This window comes from uncultured Eubacterium sp. (assembly GCF_937958975.1).
Classification (GTDB): Bacteria; Bacillota; Clostridia; order Lachnospirales; family Lachnospiraceae; genus Eubacterium_G.
In genome coordinates, this window is the sequence record NZ_CALGRE010000015.1 from 89,850 (window position 1) to 111,075 (window position 21,226).

The following is a 21,226-nucleotide window of genomic DNA, read 5'->3' on the forward strand; positions in this document are numbered from 1 at the left end:
TGCTTAATACACTATAAGAGAGGTATTATGAGAGTACATAAGAACAAAATTTTGAATATTATTGTTTCTGTAATCATGGCAGTGGCTATGGTTGTTGGTTTGTGTACAGTTTTTGATGCAGATACGGTTGAGGTAAATGCTGCAAGTAATACTTTTGAAAAAAGTATCAGTGGATTTCCGGATAGCTACAAACCGTATCTTAGAACATTGCATGCCAAATATCCAAAATGGAAATTCGTGCCTTATAATACAGGAATTAACTTTTCCACAGCTGTATCGGAAGAATTTAAAGATAATAAAAGTCTTATTGAAAATGCATATAGCAAGTTTTTGAAGTCGAATGCCAGCGGAGATTATAATGTTTCTAAAGGAACTTATATACCAAAGGATGGAGGAAACTGGGTAACTACTTCGAAAAATGCAATAGCATATTTTATGGACCCGAGAAATTTTTTAAATACAACACATATTTATATGTTTGAATCTTTATCTTTTGATTCAGAGACACAGACTCAGGCAGGTGTGGAGGCTATTTTGGATGGCTCGTTTATGTATAAAACGAATATAGGATACATAACAACGGCAGGAAAATACAAATCCACAAATACACGATATTCAGCACAAATAATGTCTGCTGCAAAATCGACAAAAGTCAGCGCCTATTATTTGGCATCCAAGATTTTACAGGAGATAGGAACTAAGAAAAATTCAAAATATGCCGGAATGGGAGCAAGTGGAAGCGTTTCAGGGCAGTATTCCAAGGCGTATACGGGAATTTATAATTTCTATAACATAGGTGCATATTCAGGTGCAAATCCGATAGCAAATGGATTGTCATGGGCAAGCAGTGGAAAAACATATGGCAGACCGTGGACAACACCGGGGAAATCTATTCTGGGTGGAGCGCAGTATATAGGAGAAAAATATATTAATTGTGGTCAAAATACGACATATTATCAGAGATTTAATGTAAATAAAAATGCAAAGTATTCTTTGTATACACATCAGTACATGACAAATATTTACGGTGCGGCATCAGAAGCATCATTTACAGCGGAGGCATATGAGAGTCTTGGAATTGCAGCGTTGGAAAAGACGTTTATTATTCCGGTTTTCAATAATATGCCGAATGAGACAAATGTTGTCAGGTTGGGAAATACAACGAAAAGTGGTTCGACGATTGCATCTGTGAACCTGCGTAAAGGTCCAAGTACAGGGTATAAAACCCTAGTTACACTCAGCAAAGGTGATGCTGTTAAAGTAAATGGGGGTGTTATGACAGATGTGCTCTATGGAACACAATGGTTAAGTAATCCGTACTGGTATAAGGTTTCAGTGACTAAGAATGGAAAGAGTTATAATGGGTATTTGGCGGCTACATATGTAAACTTAAATTCTGAGAAGAATGTGGCAAAGGGAGAAAAGGTAAAATTGCCTGTCACATTGAATAAGAGTGAGACTGTGTACTATATGTCAGATAACCCGGCGATAGCGACCGTGGATAGTTCAGGATATGTGACGGGTATAAAAAATGGTTCTGTTACAATTAGAGCTTTTCTTGGTGCGGGAAGTATGGGGTCAATGACAATTCAGGTCGGTGGCGCAAATTATAAACCTAAAAAACCGGTGATGAAGGGTGCATCAAAAAATTATAAATCTATAAAGTTGACATGGACACCAGAGAGTGGGGTTAGCGGTTACATGATTTACAAAAAAAATGCACAGGGAAAATATGCATTGATTAAGAGAGTGGGAGGAAGTACATCCAGTTATATAGATACGAAACTTACAACAGGTCAGGCATATTCCTATAAATTGAAAGCTTTTAGAAAAGTTAATAAAGTAAAGTACAAGAGTGCAAAATCGAAAACAGTTACAGTTCGTCCAATTCCGGGCAGAACAAAAATTAAATCAATTGTTTCTACAGGCAGTAACGTGGTTATAACATGGAAACAGATTAAGGGGGCAAGTGGCTATAAAGTATATAGAAGTGAGAAGAAAAATGGAACGTATAAAGAGATAGTTTCGTTGTCCGGAAAGAAGAGTAACACATTTACAAATAGAAAACTGACAAAAGGAAGAACATATTACTATAAAGTTGCTGCTTTTAGGAATGTGTCGGGAAGAACAGTTTATGGTACACAATCAAAAATCAAGTCAGTAAAGAAATAGAAAACTGAATATAGCTCAGCAGGAGGCAGAAATGATTAATTTTATAGTGTGTGGATTAGAGAACACATTACTTAGAGATGACAGATTGGAAGTGGATGAGGAAACGATAGAATTAATATCAGAACTCAACAGAAACGGAATAAAATTCGCTGTTGCTACAGGAAGAAATTATGATGCAGTAAAGCCGCTTTTTGGAAAAGTTAAAAATGATATTGTATATATCTGTAATGATGGTGGTGTTATTATATATCAGGATAGGGTTATCAGCAAAACGCCGGTTGACCGTCTGGTATGTCTTGAAGTATTATCTGAAATCGAAAAGGATGATAGGTTTATAAGGCGGTTTAAATTACTATTCTCGAATGAAAGAGGAGCAATGGTAAACACCCATGATATGGATTTTATCAATTATTTAAGAAATATGGGAATAGAGCCTGAATATGTAAAAGATATGAAAGAACTTCCCGGTGATATTACGAAAATTACAATTTGCGCCCGTGATGGATTCGATGGGGAGACTTATGAGTATTTCTATACGAAATGGGCAAAAAAGGCAAATGTGGCAATTTCAAGCCCGGACCAGGCATTTATTACAGGAGAATATGTGACAAAAGGAATGGCAATAGCACTTTTACAGCATGTTTTCAAAATTTCTGAAGAAGATACAGTTGTGTTTGGCAGTGGGTATAGTGATATTGATATGTTTCAACATTGTTTTTACAGTTATGCAATGCAGTGGTCAGATGCGGAAGTCAGAAGAGCAGCAAAACACATTGCAGAAAATGTAAATACTATTTTGGAAGATGTTATGCGTATGTAATTTGGAGGAAAAAATGAGAAAACGAATGATTGATATCAGAAAAATTGCAATAGCCGGATTAGTTTTATCTATTTCATTTTCAGCTTTTTCAGGATGTGCTTTGAAAAGTGATACACCGATTGTCGGTAAATTGGTCGGATTAAAATCTGATGAAATGTTTAAAATAGATAAGCTACTTTGCAGCAAAGCTGAATATATGCTGGTTATGATGAATACGGCGAACCGGTATAAGAGTGATTTTGGCGGGAACATAGATTGGAATGCCAATGTTAATAAAGATTTGACAATGACAGATTTTGTTAAGGATAAAGTGAAAGAAGATATTACGATGAAATATGCTCTTTCGGCTATGGCAGAAAAAAATGGTGTTTCTCTGACGAATAAAGAAAAAGCTGAGATACAGACAAAAGCATCAGATTACTATAAAGCGCTGACAGACGGGGAAAAAAAGTATACAGGTGCAGAGGAAAAAGATGTAGAGAATCTATATACAAACTATATGCTGGCAGATAAAGTATATTCAAAAATAACGGAAAATGTAGGTAATGACATTAGTGAGGAAGATGCACGGGTTATAAAGATTCAATATATCAGAATGAATACGGAATCAAAAAAAGCGGCAAAAATAAAATCTACTTTAAAAGATGTGAAAAGTATTGTAGAGGGCGGTTATCAGGAGTTTGCAAGAGAGGCAAAGCAGTATAGTTTGGATGACACAATTGAGAGAGTAATGAAAAAAAGTGAGGCAGCATCCAAATATGAATTGGAAGCCTTTAAGGTCAGTAAAGGTAAAATAAGTAATATTATTGAAGATGGAAATAATTATTATTTGATATATTGTATAGATAATTATATGAAAGATGAGACTGCAAAAAATAAGCAGGAGCTTATGGATAAAGAAAAGGAACAATATTTTAATAAGGAGTACACTGCATTTCTCAATAATATAGAGACGGATTTTAATGAGAAAGAAGAGAAAAAGATAAAGATAGAAGATAGTGATGATATGAGTAGTATTGTAGTGTTTGATTAAAATTAAGTGCTAGAAAAATCAGTGTGATAAGGTAGTTAAATGGAAATTTGACTGCCTTTTTCAATGAAATATTGAATTACTTAAAAGGATGAAATATAATGAAATAGAAAATCTCGGAGGGAAAAAATAAATATGGAACATTTTATTACAGAAATAAGAATTGATGAATTGAGGCATTTATCAAACATCGTTATATCATTAAATCAAGATAGGAGACAGCATTTAATCATTACGGGTAAAAATGGTTCGGGAAAGACATCATTACTTTTGGAAATTCAAAAATATTTGCAGGCAATTAATGATGGAAAATTGAATCTTTTACGAAATGAGTATATAAAGTGGACTTTACAGGCGGAAAAAAGCCTAATTAATGCAAAAACAGAAGCAGAGAAATTTGAAGCAGAGAAAAATTATAATCTGAATATATCACGGGTAAAAAGGTACAAGGATGGTGTAGAACCTTTTTTTAATAATCCTGAAGATTTAGATTTTTTATATCAGCAGGGAAATTTTATAACAGCATTTTTTTCAGCAAACAGGAAAACACAGATTGTCCGTGGAAATGGTGTAGAAGATATTAAATTAAGTAATTTTTATAGTATTAATTCTGAGCCGGGAGAGTTGCTGCATAAGTATATGGTACATCTAAAAACCCAGCAATCCTATGCAAGAAATGAAGGAGACATGATAAATGTAAATAGGATTCAGAAATGGTTTGACCGGTTTGTAGAGGCATTACGAGTTTTGCTGGATGATGATTCCATCTCTTTGGAATATGATTATAAAGAATATGATTTTAAAATTTGTGAGGATGGAAGAGAGCCTTTTGGTTTTGACCAATTATCAGATGGATATTCATCGGTTATTCATATTATATCGGATTTGATTTTAAGGATGGACAGAAACTGGCTTTTGGGTGATGGACTGAGTGAATATGATGTAGAAGGAGTTGTGTTAATTGATGAATTGGAGACGCATCTTCATATTGAATTACAGAGAAAAATTATGCCGTTTTTGATTAAGTTTTTTCCAAGAATACAATTTATTATTACAACACATTCGCCTTATATTCTTAATTCTATTTCAAATGCTAAAGCATATGATTTGGAAAGATGTGTAGAATTAGAAGATTTATCTGTATATTCCTCAGATGGGCTTGCAGAGGGCTATTTTGGTGCAGAAGAATATGCAGATGAATTGAAAGAAAAGATTGAGAAATATAAAAATCTGACGGAAATAAATAATCCAACAGAAGAACAACGTGCAGAGAGAGCAAAACTCCGAATAGATTTGAAGAATATTCCACGGGGATTATCTCGGGAGGCGAGAGATAAATTTGAGGAGATAGAGGGACATCGTTTATGATAAAAGTTGAACGGAAACTAACAGATAAGGCACAGAAAGCAATAGAATCTTTAGAGGAAGCAAAAGCAAAAAATGCTTCATATAATACTTTAGAAGTTAATTCAGCGCTCAGGGAAATGTTTCATGGCAAATGTTATATTTGTGAGAATAAAGAAATTACTTCTTATCAAATTGAGCATTTGATTCCATATCGGGGAAATAAAGAATTAAAATATGATTGGAATAATCTTTTTTTATCTTGTGCCCACTGTAATAATATAAAGCTAGATAAATATGTACCGATTATAGATTGTACAAAAGAAAATGTGGAAGAATACATTGCTTTTCGTAAAAAAGGATATTTTGGAACAGAGGAAGAATTGGTGTTTGAAAAGTTAGATTCTAGAAAAGAGACGATAAATACTGTAAAATTGCTAGAAGAGGTATATTATGGTTTTACTCCACAAAAGAAAATGGAATCTAAAATATTGAGAAGAACTTTAAGAAAGGAACTTTCTCAATTTAAAGAATATGTTCGAGAATATCAAGAGGCAGAAGATGATGAAAAGGAGGATTTGAAATATCTTATAAAAAAACAATTGGAGGATAGTTCACCGTTTGCTGCTTTCAAAAGGTGGTTAATTCGAGATAATAAAGAATCCTATTCTGAGTTATTGCCATACATAGAGTGATAAATATAAAGAGATTCTCAAGAATAAAAACACCTTATAATTTAGAAACGCTTTCTAAATTATAAGGTGTTTTTGTATTATAATAGTCTATTTATTTCTTTGCCGGCTTTTTGCTTTTCTTATTTATAAATTCCATAATGTTTGTTCTAAAGATAATTCCCAGGAATATCAATAGACATACTAGTGAGATAAGGATTCCCGGCATAAATCCTTTTGGTGTATATTTAAAGGTAATATCGTGAGTTCCTGCTTCGAGAAGAACTCCGGTTAAAGCGCCGGAACAGATAGCTGTAGTTTTTGATTTTTCGCCGTCAATGTATACGGTCCATCCTTCATCGTAAGGAATAGATGTGTACATGATACCTTGTTTATCTGTTGTGACCTTACCTGTAATTTTTGTGTCTGAATAGGAATCTACAATATATGGGTTAGCATTCAGTAATTCATAGCCTGCTTTCCAAGCAGCTTCATCAAATGCATAAGCATAGCAGGATGATAATGCCTGTCCATCACCGGACGTAATTGTAATTGTAGAACCGGCTGAGACATTTCCGATATGACAGATGTAATTCTGGTTTGTGGACGAAAATGTCTTTGTAGTTGAATTGTCATCTGTGATGCTTCCGTTTGTTATTGTTGCCGTCAGACTTTCAGATGATGTCACACAATAGAAATATATATCAAAGGTTTGTTCTTTCTTGGTTGGTTTAAATGTGTCACCTTCATCCAACTGGTAAGCAGCGGTAAATGTACCAACCGTATCTGATGTCTGAAGCTTATGGAAGATATTGGAACCTCCGTTTACAGCTGATTTTACAAAATTGTTTTGTGTCATAAATGGATTTCCGGTTTCTTTATCCCAGTTAGCATCTGTACTCATATTCATCATAAATCCAAGTGGTAATGTGTTATTGTATTCATATAAATGAATGGTTGATGGTACGTTTGTTTCAGTTTGATAGCTCTGAGTACCAATTTCTGTCATATTTTTAGGAAGTGACGGTTTGTCACTCGTAAACTCGTATTTTATCGAAAACAGTGCGGCAGTAAGCGGCGTATGTCCATAATACGAATATGCATTAAACGATGTCTGCATACCTATCTGATTGTAGTATTCCTGCATTGCAGCAGATGCTACAGATGAAAATGTTGATATACTATTGTAATTAAATCTTGCGCCGTCATTTCTTGTTGAATGAGATGCCGATTCTGTTCTATAAAATTTCGTTCCTTCGTTTTCAGCTTTTTGCTTTGCAACTTCATTTAGCTGCTTATGAGCCTGTGTGCTTTCATAATAAGCAGCTCTGGAAGATGTACTTGCCATACCTGTTACGCACATATTTAATGTCAATTCGCAGAACATTGTAAGCACTAACAGATATGTAAAGAAAGCTTTCATATCTGATTTCTTTCTATAGCAGAAAAATAGTAATACATAAATAATAATAAATAGCATACTAAAATAAATTATTTTTCTTATATTTGTATCTACTGCGAGGTCGCTAAAGAAAGAAGTATCTTTAAACAGCTCCTGTAAAACTAGAATTAGTCCGAGAGAACCTCCCATCGAGCCAATAATCTGGGATGGCTTGTATTCTTTTAAGTGTATAAAGGCCTCGTATGCCATTGTTATAATCAGGAATATATAGAGAAAAGATTCTCTACATGGAAGACTGTTCGGAAAATGTAATCCATGCCAGATGTAATTTGGTATATTTAAGTTAAAGCTTAAAAGCATGATTACAGCAATAGCTGTTTTTCCAACACGCTCCTTTATGCTGATTTTTTTGCATATCCAGAAAAGCGGAATCAGTACAAAAACAGCAACGGTACAATAAATATTAGGGTCATGCGGATATTTTAAATCAGCTACAGGAATACATATCAGTGACCTGAAAAGCATATAGAGAATAGAAAAGTATTCTTCAATTGTTTCAGGAAAAGATGAATCAGCTGATTTTGTTGTTAATAAATTGAAATATTCGGGCAGAATAACGCATGCAGCCAGACCGCCGCCAAGCACTGAATAAATGGCGAAATCCTTGAAGGCAATCAGTCTTGCTTTAATCTGACCAATTTCAGAATCAAAATCGGAAACACAAAGTAAATATATAAAATAAATTACGCTGTATATACAAAGCATGATTCCAATGTAATAGTTAGAAAAAATGCTAAGTGCTAATGCAATACAGTACATTTTATATCTTTTTTGTGTTACAAGTCTGTCGAGTCCCAAAATAATAAATGGAAGAAGCCACATACAATCCAGCCACATGATATTCCAGCTGAAAGCAGCAAAGTATGCTGATAAGGCATAAATCATACCAAAAATTACGGCAGGAACCTGCTTTTTATGGAATCTTTTCACTAAATAGTAAGTAGCGGAAAAACCGGCAAGTCCCATCTTAACGATTATAAAGAAACTTACATAATCTGCCATATTTCCCGGCCATAATATGGTCAAAAGATTCAGTGGACTGGACAAATAGTAAGCAGCGATAGCGACAAAGTTCATTCCTGCACCTATTTCCCAGGTGTAAAAAAGACTTCCACCGCTATGTAGCTTGTCCTGTAAAATTTGTAAATAAGGAGTGTACTGATGATAGCAGTCGCTTCTTAGATACATTTGGTCTCCAAATGGAGCAACGCCCTTGAAAAAATAAACAATTAGCATGGATAGCACAGGAAGTATAAATGCCAGAAAATAAAGGCAATTATCTTTTAACCATGTGCTAAAAGAAAATTTAGTATCTCTCTTAAAATTCATTGTTTATCCCCTTTCTTTTATTAAATATAAATAATTTACTAAAAATATAGTTCAGAAGTATTGTTAATACCATAGCTATAGCTTTTGCTATATATGGATTTCCTTTGATATACTTTGAAATTATCAGTATAATTTCAGTCATAATCAATGTACAGATTCTTACATTGGCAAATCTGAAAAATTCTCCTATTACCTCGCTGAAACCGTGTGTTTTGCTTTTAAATACCCATAATTTATTTGTTATATAGGCAAAGACAATCGCACATGATGTGGATATGATATTGGAGATTAATTCATCAAGTCCCAAAGCTGTAAATGAAGAAAAAACGACATAGTCTATTGTGATAGTTCCAATTCCAAAGGCAGCGTATAAGAGCATTTCATAGCTGATAATTCCTTTTATAAGAATCTGTGATTTTTCACTCTTAAAATGTTTTAGAAGAAACGTTCTAAATCTGATGATTAATTCTTTCATTCTGTATTCCTTTTAGTTATTACAGATTACTTGGAGTTATCAATATTTGTATCCTGAATAATGTAAATAGGCCTGTCCTTTGCTTCAAGGTAAATATTTGCAATATATTCTCCAAGTATTCCAAGAGATAATTCAATAATTCCGCCCATAAATAAGACGGCTATCATAAGCGAAGCGTAACCTGAAACATCTATGCCAAAAGCAAGCTTTCGAATCAGCGTGAAAATAATCATTGCAAATGTAAAAAGTGAAATAACCAATCCGGAACATGTTAAAAACCTAAGTGGTGTAATAGAAAAAGAAGTAATGCCGGTAATGGCATACTTGAATAGGCTTTTAAAGCTCCACTTTGTTTCGCCTGCCGGACGTTCAATATTTTCGTAAGGAATCCAGCTGGTTTTAAAGCCGACCCACTCAAAAATTCCTTTAGAGAAACGCTGAACTTCTGATAGTTTAATGATATTATCTACCATTTGTCTGCTCATGATTCTAAAATCTACAGCGTTTTGTACAAGTTTTACATCAGTAAAACGATTACTGAATTTATAAAATAGACCGGAAAACATACTTTTTATTTTAGACTCTCCGGTTCTGCTGGTACGCTGTGCAGCACAACAGTCAAATCCTTTTTCAATTTCTTCAATCATTTTTGGGACTAAAGCCGGTGGATGCTGAAGGTCAGCGTCCATAACAATTATATAATCAGCGGATGTATTGCAAAGTCCTGCGTACATAGCTGCCTCTTTTCCAAAATTTCTGGAAAAAGAGATGTATTTTACATTTTTATATTTTGAAGCCATATCAGTTAAAATGAGATATGTTTTATCTTTACTCCCATCATTTACAAAAATATAATTAAATGCATAGTTATCTATTGTGTTATAAATTTTTTCTGATTCCTCGTAAAACATGGTAAGCATAGCTTCTTCGTTATAACAAGGAACGACAATATCAATTGTTTTCATAAAGCCTCCATAATTTTGTATAAGCATAATTATTATTTGGATAAATGACCATAATTAATACTATTTTACTATAAAACCTGTCAAGTGTAAACCAAGAAAGTGGCAGCGAAAATAAGAGCGGGTGCTGTCCTTTTTTAATATCTCCATAAATGTATTGACTTATAAATAATAGAAAATATAATGAAACAGGTAAAGAAGAATGTTTCGGTGATTGGAACGTTAGATTACAGGGAGGATTATTATGGAAAGAAAGTGGTGGCATGAAAAAGTTGCATATCAGATTTATCCGAAAAGTTTTAAGGATACGAATGGGGATGGAATAGGCGATATTAGAGGAATTATTGAAAAGCTAGATTATTTAAAGGATTTGGGAATAGATATTATTTGGATTTCACCGATATATCAGTCCCCATTGGTTGACCAAGGATATGATATTTCGGATTATTATAAAATTGATGAACGATTTGGCACAATGGATGATTTTGATGAATTGCTGAAGGAGGCAAAAAAGAGAGACATTGGAATCGTTATGGATTTGGTGATTAATCATTGTTCCGACCGGCACGAGTGGTTTCAGAAAGCATTGAAGGATATAGAGGGTGAGTATGGGAATTATTTCTATTTTAGAAAAGGAAAAAATGGACAGCCGCCTTGCAATTATCGCTCTTATTTTGGTGGAAGTGCATGGGAGAAGGTAGACGGGACCGATTATTATTATCTTCATTTGTTTGCAAAAGAACAGCCGGATTTGAATTGGCACAATCCTAAGGTTTTAGATGAGCTTTATAAAATGATAAACTGGTGGTTAGACAAGGGACTTGCCGGATTTAGAATTGATGCGATTATTAATATAAGGAAAGATTTACAATTCAAGAGTTTAGAGCCGGATGGCGATGATGGGTTTGTACATGCAGGTGTAGCAGCTGAAAAGGTTCCGGGAATTGGAAAGATGTTACAGGATTTAAAGAAAAATACATTTGAGAAGTATGATGCGTTTACTGTTGCAGAAGTGTTTAATATGAGAAAAGAAGAATTGCAAGAGTTTATTGGAGAAGAAGGGCATTTTTCCACAATGTTTGATTTTTCAGCAGAGTGTCTGGCATTTGGAGGCCACGGATGGTATGATGCCCCGAATATAACTTTTGAGGACTATAGAAGGGTTATTTTTCATGCACAGACAGAGTGTCAGGATATTGGATTTATGGCCAATATTATTGAAAACCATGATGAGCCTAGGGGTGTCAGTCGATATATTCCTGAATATGCAAGAAATGAAACGGGAAAAAAGATGCTTGCTACTGTAAATGTTCTTTTGAGAGGAATCCCGTTTATTTATCAGGGACAGGAAATCGGAATGACAAATTGTTCAATGAAAAGTATTGAGGAATATGATGATATTAGTACAAAGAATCAATATCAAATGGCGATAGCGGCAGGTGTGTCAGAGGAAGTGGCATTACAGGGATGTTATGAGCATAGCAGAGATAATGCCAGAACTCCAATGCAGTGGAACGATAAAGAAAATGGAGGTTTTACGTCGGGGAAACCTTGGCTAAAGGTAAATCCAAATTATAAAGAGATTAATGTTTCGGAACAACAGAATAGAGCGGATTCATTGCTGAGTTATTATAAAAAACTGATTGCACTGAGAAAATCAGAGGATTATAAAGAAGTTTTTACATATGGAAATTTTGAGCCGATATTTGAGGATGAAGATAAAATTTTTGCATATAAAAGATATACAGATGAGATGCAAATATTTGTGTTGGCAAATTTTGGAGAGGAAGCAAAGAAATTAGAGCTTGAGGAAGGAAGATATGAACTTGTATTGAATAATATGGAAGCCTTGGATATTTCTGGTGGAGTGATTGATTTGAAAAGTTGTCAGGCTGTGGTGATTAAAAAGACATTTTCGTAGTGTGGCAACATTGATGAAAAGTATCTGGTAGATACTATTAATCAAGCGAAGCGAGCTGACAAAAAGATTTTTGTACATTTAAATGAATAAGAGCTTTATATTGTTTGAGAAAATTTTGTCGACCTACGGTAACGGTAAAAAGTGCCGTGGTCGACAATTCTTTTATTTATTGGAATAGAGCGCTGTTTTATTGTTAATTTAGTAGATTAAAAGGTATTAGAATGTTATAATGTGAGAGGGTAGACAAAAAGGGTTATTGAATGTTAGTAAATAGAGGGCTTTTAAGCGAATGTGTATTAATAGAACCAAAGTGGAATTTAAAGAAATATACAAGTGAAGTAATAAAAAATATAGCAAGTATTAATAGAACCAAAGTGGAATTTAAAGTCAACAGGACTATATATTAAAGCATTACCGTTTTTTGTATTAATAGAACCAAAGTGGAATTTAAAGCAATATGCAAGGGCTAGCATATTATACATAGCGTAGTATTAATAGAACCAAAGTGGAATTTAAAGTTAAAATAATTTGTTACATCTATATGTCTGTGATAGTATTAATAGAACCAAAGTGGAATTTAAAGAACACAAGTTTTTCAACTGGCTTACTGTGTTTTTGTATTAATAGAACCAAAGTGGAATTTAAAGTAAATATCACTATCAGCATTCGTGTGCGCTGCATAGTATTAATAGAACCAAAGTGGAATTTAAAGTCTTTTGTTATTACTTTTATTACTTTTCTTTTTTCGTATTAATAGAACCAAAGTGGAATTTAAAGCAGGTAGAACTTTTTCCCTCGTATGCACAATAGGTGTATTAATAGAACCAAAGTGGAATTTAAAGGTTGCATTTAGAAAAAAAATACTAGATTTTTTTTGTATTAATAGAACCAAAGTGGAATTTAAAGTTATTGATTGTACAAAAAGTATTTGAAACATTTGGTATTAATAGAACCAAAGTGGAATTTAAAGTTCTAATTCGTCATACTGTTTTACCATTTTTTCTGTATTAATAGAACCAAAGTGGAATTTAAAGATATTTAAAAGTTTTATAGGTAAATTTGAAGATATGGTATTAATAGAACCAAAGTGGAATTTAAAGGTCACTTCTTATTTTCATCAAATAATTTTCTATTGGTATTAATAGAACCAAAGTGGAATTTAAAGTGTGTATGTTTACTGTTATTCTATAATGTCCATTTTGTATTAATAGAACCAAAGTGGAATTTAAAGACATCTAACACAATATCTTCTTGCTTTCTCCAAATCGTATTAATAGAACCAAAGTGGAATTTAAAGCTTTAATTGGTTTTCCTTCTAAGATTTCTTCCTTGTATTAATAGAACCAAAGTGGAATTTAAAGACAAGTAACTTGTATTCTTTTGGAAGTCCTACGAGTATTAATAGAACCAAAGTGGAATTTAAAGAAAATTTTGAAATTGGAGAACCTTATCACAGACATAGTATTAATAGAACCAAAGTGGAATTTAAAGACTGTAAAAAGTTCATTAGATAATATAATTGGAATTGTATTAATAGAACCAAAGTGGAATTTAAAGATTAGCAAAATTATCATTATTCCATGAACATAATCGTATTAATAGAACCAAAGTGGAATTTAAAGATTATCAAGATGGTCTCCCGATTTTGATTGTTCTAGTATTAATAGAACCAAAGTGGAATTTAAAGATAGCCTTTTTAAAGAAAAGAGAAAATATTATGTCAAGTATTAATAGAACCAAAGTGGAATTTAAAGTCATCACAACTTGCTTTGATGCAATTTGCTATCTTTGTATTAATAGAACCAAAGTGGAATTTAAAGACATTCTATTGGCTTAAGTTTTCTAATCTTGTATTGGTATTAATAGAACCAAAGTGGAATTTAAAGACGCTTAACATATTATTCCATATGTTAGCAGCGTGTGTATTAATAGAACCAAAGTGGAATTTAAAGGCATATTGATTTAATTTTTCAGGAACAATGTGATAACGTATTAATAGAACCAAAGTGGAATTTAAAGCTGTGATGGTATGCACAAAGCGGAAGATATAGTTTGTGTACTAATAGAACCAAAGTGGAATTTAAAGGTTAAAAATATTTTTGACAATTTCAGCTTGTTCATGTATTAATAGAACCAAAATGGAGTTTGAATTTAAACATTTATTTCTAAATATCATCTTTGTCAAAACATTGCAAAGATGAAGCTTGAGGAAGTGGATGTCAAACCATTTTTCACTTTTTGAAAAGAAGGCAGAACATGTCATGAAGAAAGAGAGAATTTTATCATTAATTTAACCTGTTCTTTCAAAGAAAGAATGATGGGGACAGCCTCACACGAGGTATGAATGAAACAGGAGAAGTGTATTTGGAATGGTTGAAGTTTTGGGAAATGTTTAGGCTGAAGAGTAGTTGCACAATTGTAATATTTTGGGGGCAAGGAAGCGATAAACTTTGTCATGGTTTTAACGGCATTAAGTGTGATTGGACTGTTTAGATATTTTATATACAAAGTTCACTTTTTTTATTTTGTGACAAATATCATCGGTTTATATGGTGACTATGTTTGTGGGTGGTGCGGTTATATACAATCATTTTTGGGGGTATGGTTTCTGCTGTATCAAAATTTACACACATGGTTATAGGAATATCCGTTCCGGAAAAAATTGTTGGAAGAAACCGTTATTTCATTGAGCTTTGCGAATAAAAAAGGGTGTTGTACTAACTATTTAGTGCAACGCCCTTTCTATGTCAGTTTTACATATTAAAATTAATATGTTTATTTCTCAATTCCATTTTCTTTTTCCATCATTGCTCTTACCTGAAGTGGCAAACCAAATAACGTGATAAATCCTTCTGCATCGTGATGGTCATATAAATCTCCTGTTGTAAATGATGCAAGACTCTCGCTGTATAAAGAATATGGAGATGTTGTTCCGGCTTTAATAATGTTTCCTTTATAAAGTTTAAATTTCACTTCTCCGGTAACGTATTCCTGTGTAGATTCAATAAATGCCTGAACAGCTTCACGGAGTGGAGTAAACCATTTTCCCTCGTAAACAATCTGAGCAAATTTATTACCCATATCTTTTTTGACTTCCATTGTAGCACGGTCGAGAACTAATTCTTCCAGCTGGTCATGTGCTTCCATAAGAATTGTTCCACCCGGAGTTTCATAAACACCACGGGATTTCATTCCAACAACACGGTTTTCAACGATATCAACAATGCCAATACCATGTTTTCCACCAAGTCTGTTTAACTCACGAATAATATCGGAGACTTTCATTTCCTTACCATTTACTGATTTTGGTACACCTTTTTCAAATGTCATTGTTACATATTCGCCTTCGTCAGGTGCTTTTTCAGGAGAGACACCTAAAACTAAAAGGTGGTCATAATTTGGCTCGTTTGCAGGGTCTTCTAACTCAAGACCTTCATGGCTGATATGCCACAGATTTCTGTCACGGCTGTAACTCTGGTCTGCTGAGAATGGCAGGTCGATACCATGTGCCTTACAATATTCAATCTCGCTCTCACGGGAATCCATTGTCCACTTATCATCTCTCCATGCAGCAATAATTTTAATATCCGGAGCCAATGCCTTAATGCCTAATTCAAAACGAATCTGGTCATTTCCTTTACCTGTTGCACCATGGCAGATGGCAGAAGCGCCTTCTTTTCTTGCGATTTCTACTAATCGTTTTGCAATACCCGGTCTTGCCATTGAAGTACCGAGTAAGTATTTATTTTCATACACTGCACTGCCCTGAACACAAGGTACAATGTAATCATCACAAAATTCATCTGTGATATCTTCTATGTATAATTTAGAAGCACCTGAGTATTTTGCTCTTTCTTCAAGACCATCTAATTCTTCTTCCTGTCCACAGTCGATACAACAGCAGATAACTTCATAATCGTAGTTTTCCTTTAACCAAGGGATGATAGCAGTTGTATCAAGCCCACCTGAATAAGCTAAAATAACTTTTTCCTTTGCCATTTTAAAAATCCTCCATAAAATATTACTTCTTTATATAATGCAGAAAATATCTGCATGATGTTCAACAGTTGTTACTATACATCATGCATGCATAAAATGCAAGAAAAAATTAGGAAAAGGTGAATATTATGCAAAAAATATGCATAAAACTTGAATAATATTCATTAAAGGTGTATAATGCGACAAGAGGGAAAAGTCATACTTGTTTTTCGCCGGGGAAAAGACTAAAATGTGAATTGAAAAGTTTTCTTTTAATAAAGAAAAAGTTGGAGGTTATTATGATAAAAGCAGGTATTATCGGCTCTACAGGTTATGCAGGGGCAGAGATTGTAAGATTAATACAACAGCATAAGGACGTTGAGGTTGTATGGTTTGGGTCGAGAAGTTATGTTGATGAAAAATATGCAGATGTTTTTAGAAATATGTTTCAGATTGTTGATGCAAAGTGTATGGATGATAATATGGAGGAACTGGCGAATGCAGTGGATGTTATTTTTACAGCAACACCACAGGGATTATGTGGTTCATTGGTAAATGAGGAAATATTAAATAAAGTAAAAATTATTGATTTAAGTGCAGATTTTAGAATAAAAGATGTTGCTACATATGAAAAATGGTATGGCATAAAACATCAGAGTCCACAGTTTATTGAAGAAGCAGTGTATGGTCTCTGTGAAATTAATAGAGATAAGGTAAAAAATGCGAGAATAATTGCCAATCCCGGATGTTATACAACTTGCAGTATTCTATCTATATATCCTTTGATAAAAGAGAAAATGATTTATCCGAAATCTATTATTGTGGATGCAAAGTCCGGAACATCAGGAGCAGGGCGTGGCGCGAAAGTACCGAACCTTTTCTGTGAAGTAAATGAAAATATTAAGGCATATGGGGTTACAACTCATAGACACACTCCGGAAATCGAGGAACAGTTAAGTTATGCAGCGGGAGAAGAAGTTATTATAAATTTCACTCCGCACCTTGTTCCAATGCAGAGAGGAATATTAGTGACTGCGTATGCTGATTTAAAAAGACAAGTGACATATGAAGAAATAAAGTCCATCTATGATAAGTATTATGGAGACGAATATTTTATAAGAGTTCTGGATAGAGATGTATGTCCGGAAACACGCTGGGTAGAGGGAAGTAATTTCGTGGATGTTAATTTTAAAATAGATGAGAGAACAGGTAGAGTTATAATGATGGGAGCGCTCGATAACTTAATAAAAGGAGCAGCCGGTCAGGCAATCCAAAACATGAATATAATGTTTGGATTGGGAGAAAACACCGGATTACAACAGATTCCAATGTTTCCATAAGTATACGCCGAAGGCGTATCAATAATAAAAGCATATGCTCGTTGGAAGCTTGCTTACAAAAGAGCATATGCTTTTATTATTGAAAACACGACTATTGTCGTGTATACTTATGGAACTTTAGAGCCTGTTGTAATCCGGTGTCATAAACAATCACAGACATAAACACAGTGCGAAGACGCTTCGCGTCTTCGCACTGAATAAGTAGGAGAAAGTATGAGAAAGCGAAGCGTCTTTGCACTGAATAAGAGAAAGTGTGAAGAAGCAAGTGGCTTCGCATAAAATAAGCAGAGAAATTATAGTAGAAGGAAAAGGAGAAGAACCATGAAAAAAATTAGTGGCGGTGTTACGGCCCCTTTAGGTTTTGCGGCAATGGGATTGAGAGTAGGAATTAAAGAGGGAAATCCTGATAAAAAAGATATGGCAATGATTTATAGTAGTACACCTTGTGTAGCAGCAGGAACATTTACAACAAATCAGGTAAAGGCTGCCCCGGTAAAATGGGACCAGGATGTTATATATAATTCACCGTTTGTGCATGCAGTTGTATGTAACAGTGGCATTGCCAATGCATGTACAGGACAAATAGGGATGCAGTATTGTGAAGAAATGGCGCAGGCTACAGCAGAGGCGTTACATATCAAAAAAGAACAAGTGTTAGTTGCATCAACAGGAGTTATAGGAGCACAGCTTCCTATGGATAAGATTGTAAATGGAATCGGAATGTTGGCGCCTACACTGGACGAGACACAGGAGGGTGGTCATATGGCAGCACAGGCTATTATGACTACGGATACGATTCCAAAAGAAATTGCGTATGAGTTTGAGATTGGTGGAAAAACATGTAAAATTGGTGGCATGTGCAAAGGTTCCGGAATGATTCATCCAAATATGTGCACGATGCTTGGATTTATAATGACAGATGTAAATATTTCAAAAGATTTGATATATCAGGCATTAAGTTCAGATATACAGGATACCTTTAATATGGTTTCTGTGGATGGAGATACATCTACAAATGACACTGTTTTGTTGCTTGCAAATGGTTTGGCAGGCAATGAAATGATAACAGAAAAGAATGAAGATTATTACAAATTTGTGGAAGCGCTCCACAAAGTAAATGTATTCTTATCAAAGAAGATTGCAGGTGACGGTGAGGGTGCAACAGCGCTGTTTGAAGTGAAGATTGTAAATGCGGAGAGTAAGGAACAGGCGGTTACTTTGGCAAAATCGATTGTGACTTCCAGTTTGACAAAAGCAGCAATCTACGGACATGATGCAAACTGGGGACGAATCCTTTGTGCGATGGGATATTCCAACGCAAAATTTAATCCGGACACTGTGGATATTTATTTCGAGAGCAGAGCAGGAAAGCTAAAGATTGTAGAGAATGGTATGGCTACGAATTACAGTGAGGAAGAAGCTACAAAAATACTGTCGGAAAATGAGGTTACAGCCATTGCCGATGTAAAGATGGGTGATTATGAGGCTACTGCATGGGGCTGTGATTTGACCCATGAATATGTGAGTATCAATGCAGATTATAGAAGCTAAAAGAGAAGTGAGGTAAGAATTGTGTTAATGAAAGGACAGCAAAATTTACATATGGATAAATGGATTGAAAAAGGAGATGTTCTGATAGAGGCGTTACCTTATATCCGGAGATTTAACAGAAAGATTATTGTAGTAAAATATGGCGGAAGCGCAATGCTTGACGAGGATTTTATGACCAGTGTGATTCAGGATATTACATTATTAAAATTAGTTGGGTTTAAACCGATTATTGTTCATGGAGGCGGAAAAGCTATAAGCAGACATATAGACAGACTTGGAATGGAAACGAATTTTGTCAACGGACTTCGTGTTACAGATAATGAAACACTTGAAGCGGCAGAGATGGTTTTGAATAGTGTAAACAAAAAGTTAGTTCAGATTGTAGAACAGCTGGGAGTAAGAGCAATCGGTATTAGTGGTAAAGATGGAAAACTCCTAACAGTTAAGAAAAAATTATCAGACGGTGAAGATATTGGTTATGTAGGTGAAGTAACAACAGTCAATGCAGATATTCTTCTGGATTTATTAGAGAAAGATTTTCTTCCGATAGTTTGTCCTATCGGATTAGACGAAGAGTTCCATGGATATAACATCAATGCGGATGACGCGGCAAGTGCGATTGCGAAGGCTGTCAAAGCGGAGAAACTTGCGTTTTTAACAGATACGGAAGGGGTATATATGGACCCTGACGATACAAACTCGGTAATATCTGAACTCACGGTTGCAGAGGCACAGCAATTAATTGATGATGGAATTATTGCCGGAGGAATGCTTCCTAAAATTAAAAACTGCATGAACGCTATTGAGAATGGTGTTTCCAGAGTCCATATTTTAGACGGGAGAATACCACACAGTATTTTGCTTGAAATTTTTACGAACAAAGGTATTGGAACGGCGCTTTTAGACGACAATCAGGAGAAGTTTTACACCGTAAAGGCTGATTAAAAGAAGGGGAATATAATGATGACAGAGAAAGAATATATGGATTTAGGAGAACAATATTTTATACATACATACAACAGATTTCCGGTTGTTATTGAGAAAGGTGAAGATGTTTATGTTTATGATGTGACAGGAAAAAAGTATCTTGACTTTGCTGCCGGTATTGCGGTTTCGGCATTGGGGTATAGCAATGATGCTTATAAAGAAGCGTTGAAGCAGCAGGTAGATAAGATTTTGCATACTTCCAACCTTTATTACAATGTTCCTTCCATTGAGGCGGCAGAAAAGCTTGTGAAAAAGGCGGGGTTAAAGAAGGCATTTTTTACAAATAGTGGCGCTGAGGCAATTGAGGGAGCTCTAAAAATGGCAAAGCGTTATGCGTATGATAAAAATGGAGCAGACGAATACGAGATAATTGCTATGAAGCATTCTTTTCACGGAAGAACAATGGGGGCATTGGCATTGACCGGAAATGCACATTATCAGGAACCATTCGGACCTATGATTCCGGGAATAAAATATGCAGAGTTTAATAATCTTGATAGTGTTAAGGCTTTGGTGAGCGAAAAGACATGTGCCATTATTTTGGAACCGGTGCAGGGTGAAGGAGGTATTTATCCGGCAGAAAAAGAATTTATGGAAGGAATTAGAAATATCTGTGATGAGAATGATATTCTAATGATTTGTGATGAAATTCAGTGTGGTATGGGTAGAACAGGAAAGATGTTTGCGTTTGAGCATTATAATGTGGTACCGGATATCATTACCTGTGCAAAGGCTTTAGGATGTGGCGTTCCGGTAGGAGCTTTTGTGGCGGGAGAAAAATGCTGCGACAGTCTGGTTCCGGGAGACCATGGCACAACTTATGGTGGAAATCCTTTGGCGACGGCGGCGGTGAGTAAGGTGTTTGACCTGTTTGAGGAGAACAATATTCTGGCGCATGTAAGTCAAATCAGCGGATATTTTGAAGAACAGTTAGAAAGGCTGGTAGAGGATTTTGACAATGTTTTAGAAAGACGTGGCAAAGGACTTATGCAGGGATTGGTATTAACTAGTCCGGTAGCAGATGTTGTAAACGGAGCAATGGAAAAGGGATTACTTGTAATTTCAGCGGGCAACAATGTTCTGCGAATGGTGCCGCCGTTGATTATTACGAGAGAGCATGTAGATGAAATGATAGAAATATTGAGGACAGTATTGGGTAAATAAGCATATGGAAACGCTCCTAC

General features: G+C 34.7%; 14 protein-coding genes and 1 CRISPR repeat array. Of the genes, 10 read left to right on the plus strand and 4 right to left on the minus strand.

The features are described 5' to 3' along the window. Window positions 1-27 precede the first annotated feature (27 nt). From Q5O86_RS02575 to Q5O86_RS02595, 5 genes are all read left to right on the plus strand, one after another. Entirely contained in the window at window positions 28-2,172 is a 2,145-nt protein-coding gene (locus tag Q5O86_RS02575) for an Ig-like domain-containing protein (protein ID WP_302625578.1), read from the plus strand. A 31-nt stretch (window positions 2,173-2,203) separates the two neighbouring features. Further along, window positions 2,204-2,992 (plus strand): HAD-IIB family hydrolase, encoded by a 789-nt coding sequence (locus Q5O86_RS02580; protein WP_302625579.1) that lies wholly within the window; start codon window positions 2,204-2,206, stop codon window positions 2,990-2,992. A 13-nt stretch (window positions 2,993-3,005) separates the two neighbouring features. Continuing rightward, on the plus strand, window positions 3,006-4,025 hold the full coding sequence (locus Q5O86_RS02585) for a hypothetical protein (RefSeq protein WP_302625580.1): 1,020 nt from the start codon (window positions 3,006-3,008) through the stop codon (window positions 4,023-4,025). Between the two features lie 132 nt (window positions 4,026-4,157). Then, window positions 4,158-5,390, plus strand: coding sequence for an AAA family ATPase (locus tag Q5O86_RS02590; protein ID WP_302625581.1), 1,233 nt, complete (start codon window positions 4,158-4,160; stop codon window positions 5,388-5,390). Continuing rightward, on the plus strand, window positions 5,387-6,061 hold the full coding sequence (locus Q5O86_RS02595) for an HNH endonuclease (protein WP_302625582.1): 675 nt from the start codon (window positions 5,387-5,389) through the stop codon (window positions 6,059-6,061). The genes Q5O86_RS02590 and Q5O86_RS02595 overlap by 4 nt, the downstream gene beginning before the upstream one ends. A gap of 91 nt (window positions 6,062-6,152) precedes the next feature. Here the strand turns inward: Q5O86_RS02595 and Q5O86_RS02600 are convergent, their stop codons facing one another. Genes Q5O86_RS02600 through Q5O86_RS02610 form a run of 3 tightly spaced genes read right to left on the minus strand, consistent with a single transcriptional unit; the run spans window position 6,153 to window position 10,268 of the window. Then, entirely contained in the window at window positions 6,153-8,828 is a 2,676-nt protein-coding gene (locus Q5O86_RS02600; RefSeq protein ID WP_302625583.1) for a YfhO family protein, read from the minus strand. Continuing rightward, entirely contained in the window at window positions 8,818-9,303 is a 486-nt protein-coding gene (locus Q5O86_RS02605) for a GtrA family protein (protein WP_302625584.1), read from the minus strand. The genes Q5O86_RS02600 and Q5O86_RS02605 overlap by 11 nt, the downstream gene beginning before the upstream one ends. 26 nt (window positions 9,304-9,329) lie before the next feature. Then, complete coding sequence (locus tag Q5O86_RS02610; RefSeq protein ID WP_302625585.1) at window positions 9,330-10,268, minus strand: glycosyltransferase family 2 protein; 939 nt, start codon at window positions 10,266-10,268, stop codon at window positions 9,330-9,332. A 241-nt stretch (window positions 10,269-10,509) separates the two neighbouring features. Here Q5O86_RS02610 and Q5O86_RS02615 point away from each other — a divergent pair, with 241 nt between their 5' ends. Next, the gene (locus tag Q5O86_RS02615) at window positions 10,510-12,186 is read left to right on the plus strand and encodes an alpha-glucosidase (RefSeq protein WP_302625586.1); all 1,677 of its coding nucleotides are present in this window, start codon (window positions 10,510-10,512) and stop codon (window positions 12,184-12,186) included. A gap of 293 nt (window positions 12,187-12,479) precedes the next feature. Next, a CRISPR array of direct repeats spans window positions 12,480-14,337; the repeat unit is 30 nt; unit sequence GTATTAATAGAACCAAAGTGGAATTTAAAG. Between the two features lie 624 nt (window positions 14,338-14,961). Here the strand turns inward: Q5O86_RS02615 and Q5O86_RS02620 are convergent. Then, complete coding sequence (locus Q5O86_RS02620; RefSeq protein WP_302625587.1) at window positions 14,962-16,185, minus strand: argininosuccinate synthase; 1,224 nt, start codon at window positions 16,183-16,185, stop codon at window positions 14,962-14,964. Between the two features lie 278 nt (window positions 16,186-16,463). Here Q5O86_RS02620 and argC point away from each other — a divergent pair, with 278 nt between their 5' ends. The 4 genes from argC to Q5O86_RS02640 all read left to right on the plus strand — a co-directional run bounded on the left by argC (window position 16,464) and on the right by Q5O86_RS02640 (window position 21,206). Beyond that, on the plus strand, window positions 16,464-17,504 hold the full coding sequence (argC, locus tag Q5O86_RS02625; protein WP_302625588.1) for an N-acetyl-gamma-glutamyl-phosphate reductase: 1,041 nt from the start codon (window positions 16,464-16,466) through the stop codon (window positions 17,502-17,504). Between the two features lie 321 nt (window positions 17,505-17,825). Further along, a complete protein-coding gene (gene argJ, locus Q5O86_RS02630; RefSeq protein ID WP_302625589.1) occupies window positions 17,826-19,055 on the plus strand; it encodes a bifunctional glutamate N-acetyltransferase/amino-acid acetyltransferase ArgJ in 1,230 nt (409 codons plus the stop codon). Between the two features lie 27 nt (window positions 19,056-19,082). Beyond that, the gene (argB, locus tag Q5O86_RS02635; RefSeq protein ID WP_302625590.1) at window positions 19,083-20,000 is read left to right on the plus strand and encodes an acetylglutamate kinase; all 918 of its coding nucleotides are present in this window, start codon (window positions 19,083-19,085) and stop codon (window positions 19,998-20,000) included. An 18-nt stretch (window positions 20,001-20,018) separates the two neighbouring features. Further along, window positions 20,019-21,206: an aspartate aminotransferase family protein gene (locus tag Q5O86_RS02640; protein ID WP_302625654.1), complete on the plus strand. Its 1,188-nt coding sequence runs from the start codon at window positions 20,019-20,021 to the stop codon at window positions 21,204-21,206. The last annotated feature ends 20 nt before the right edge of the window (window positions 21,207-21,226 follow it).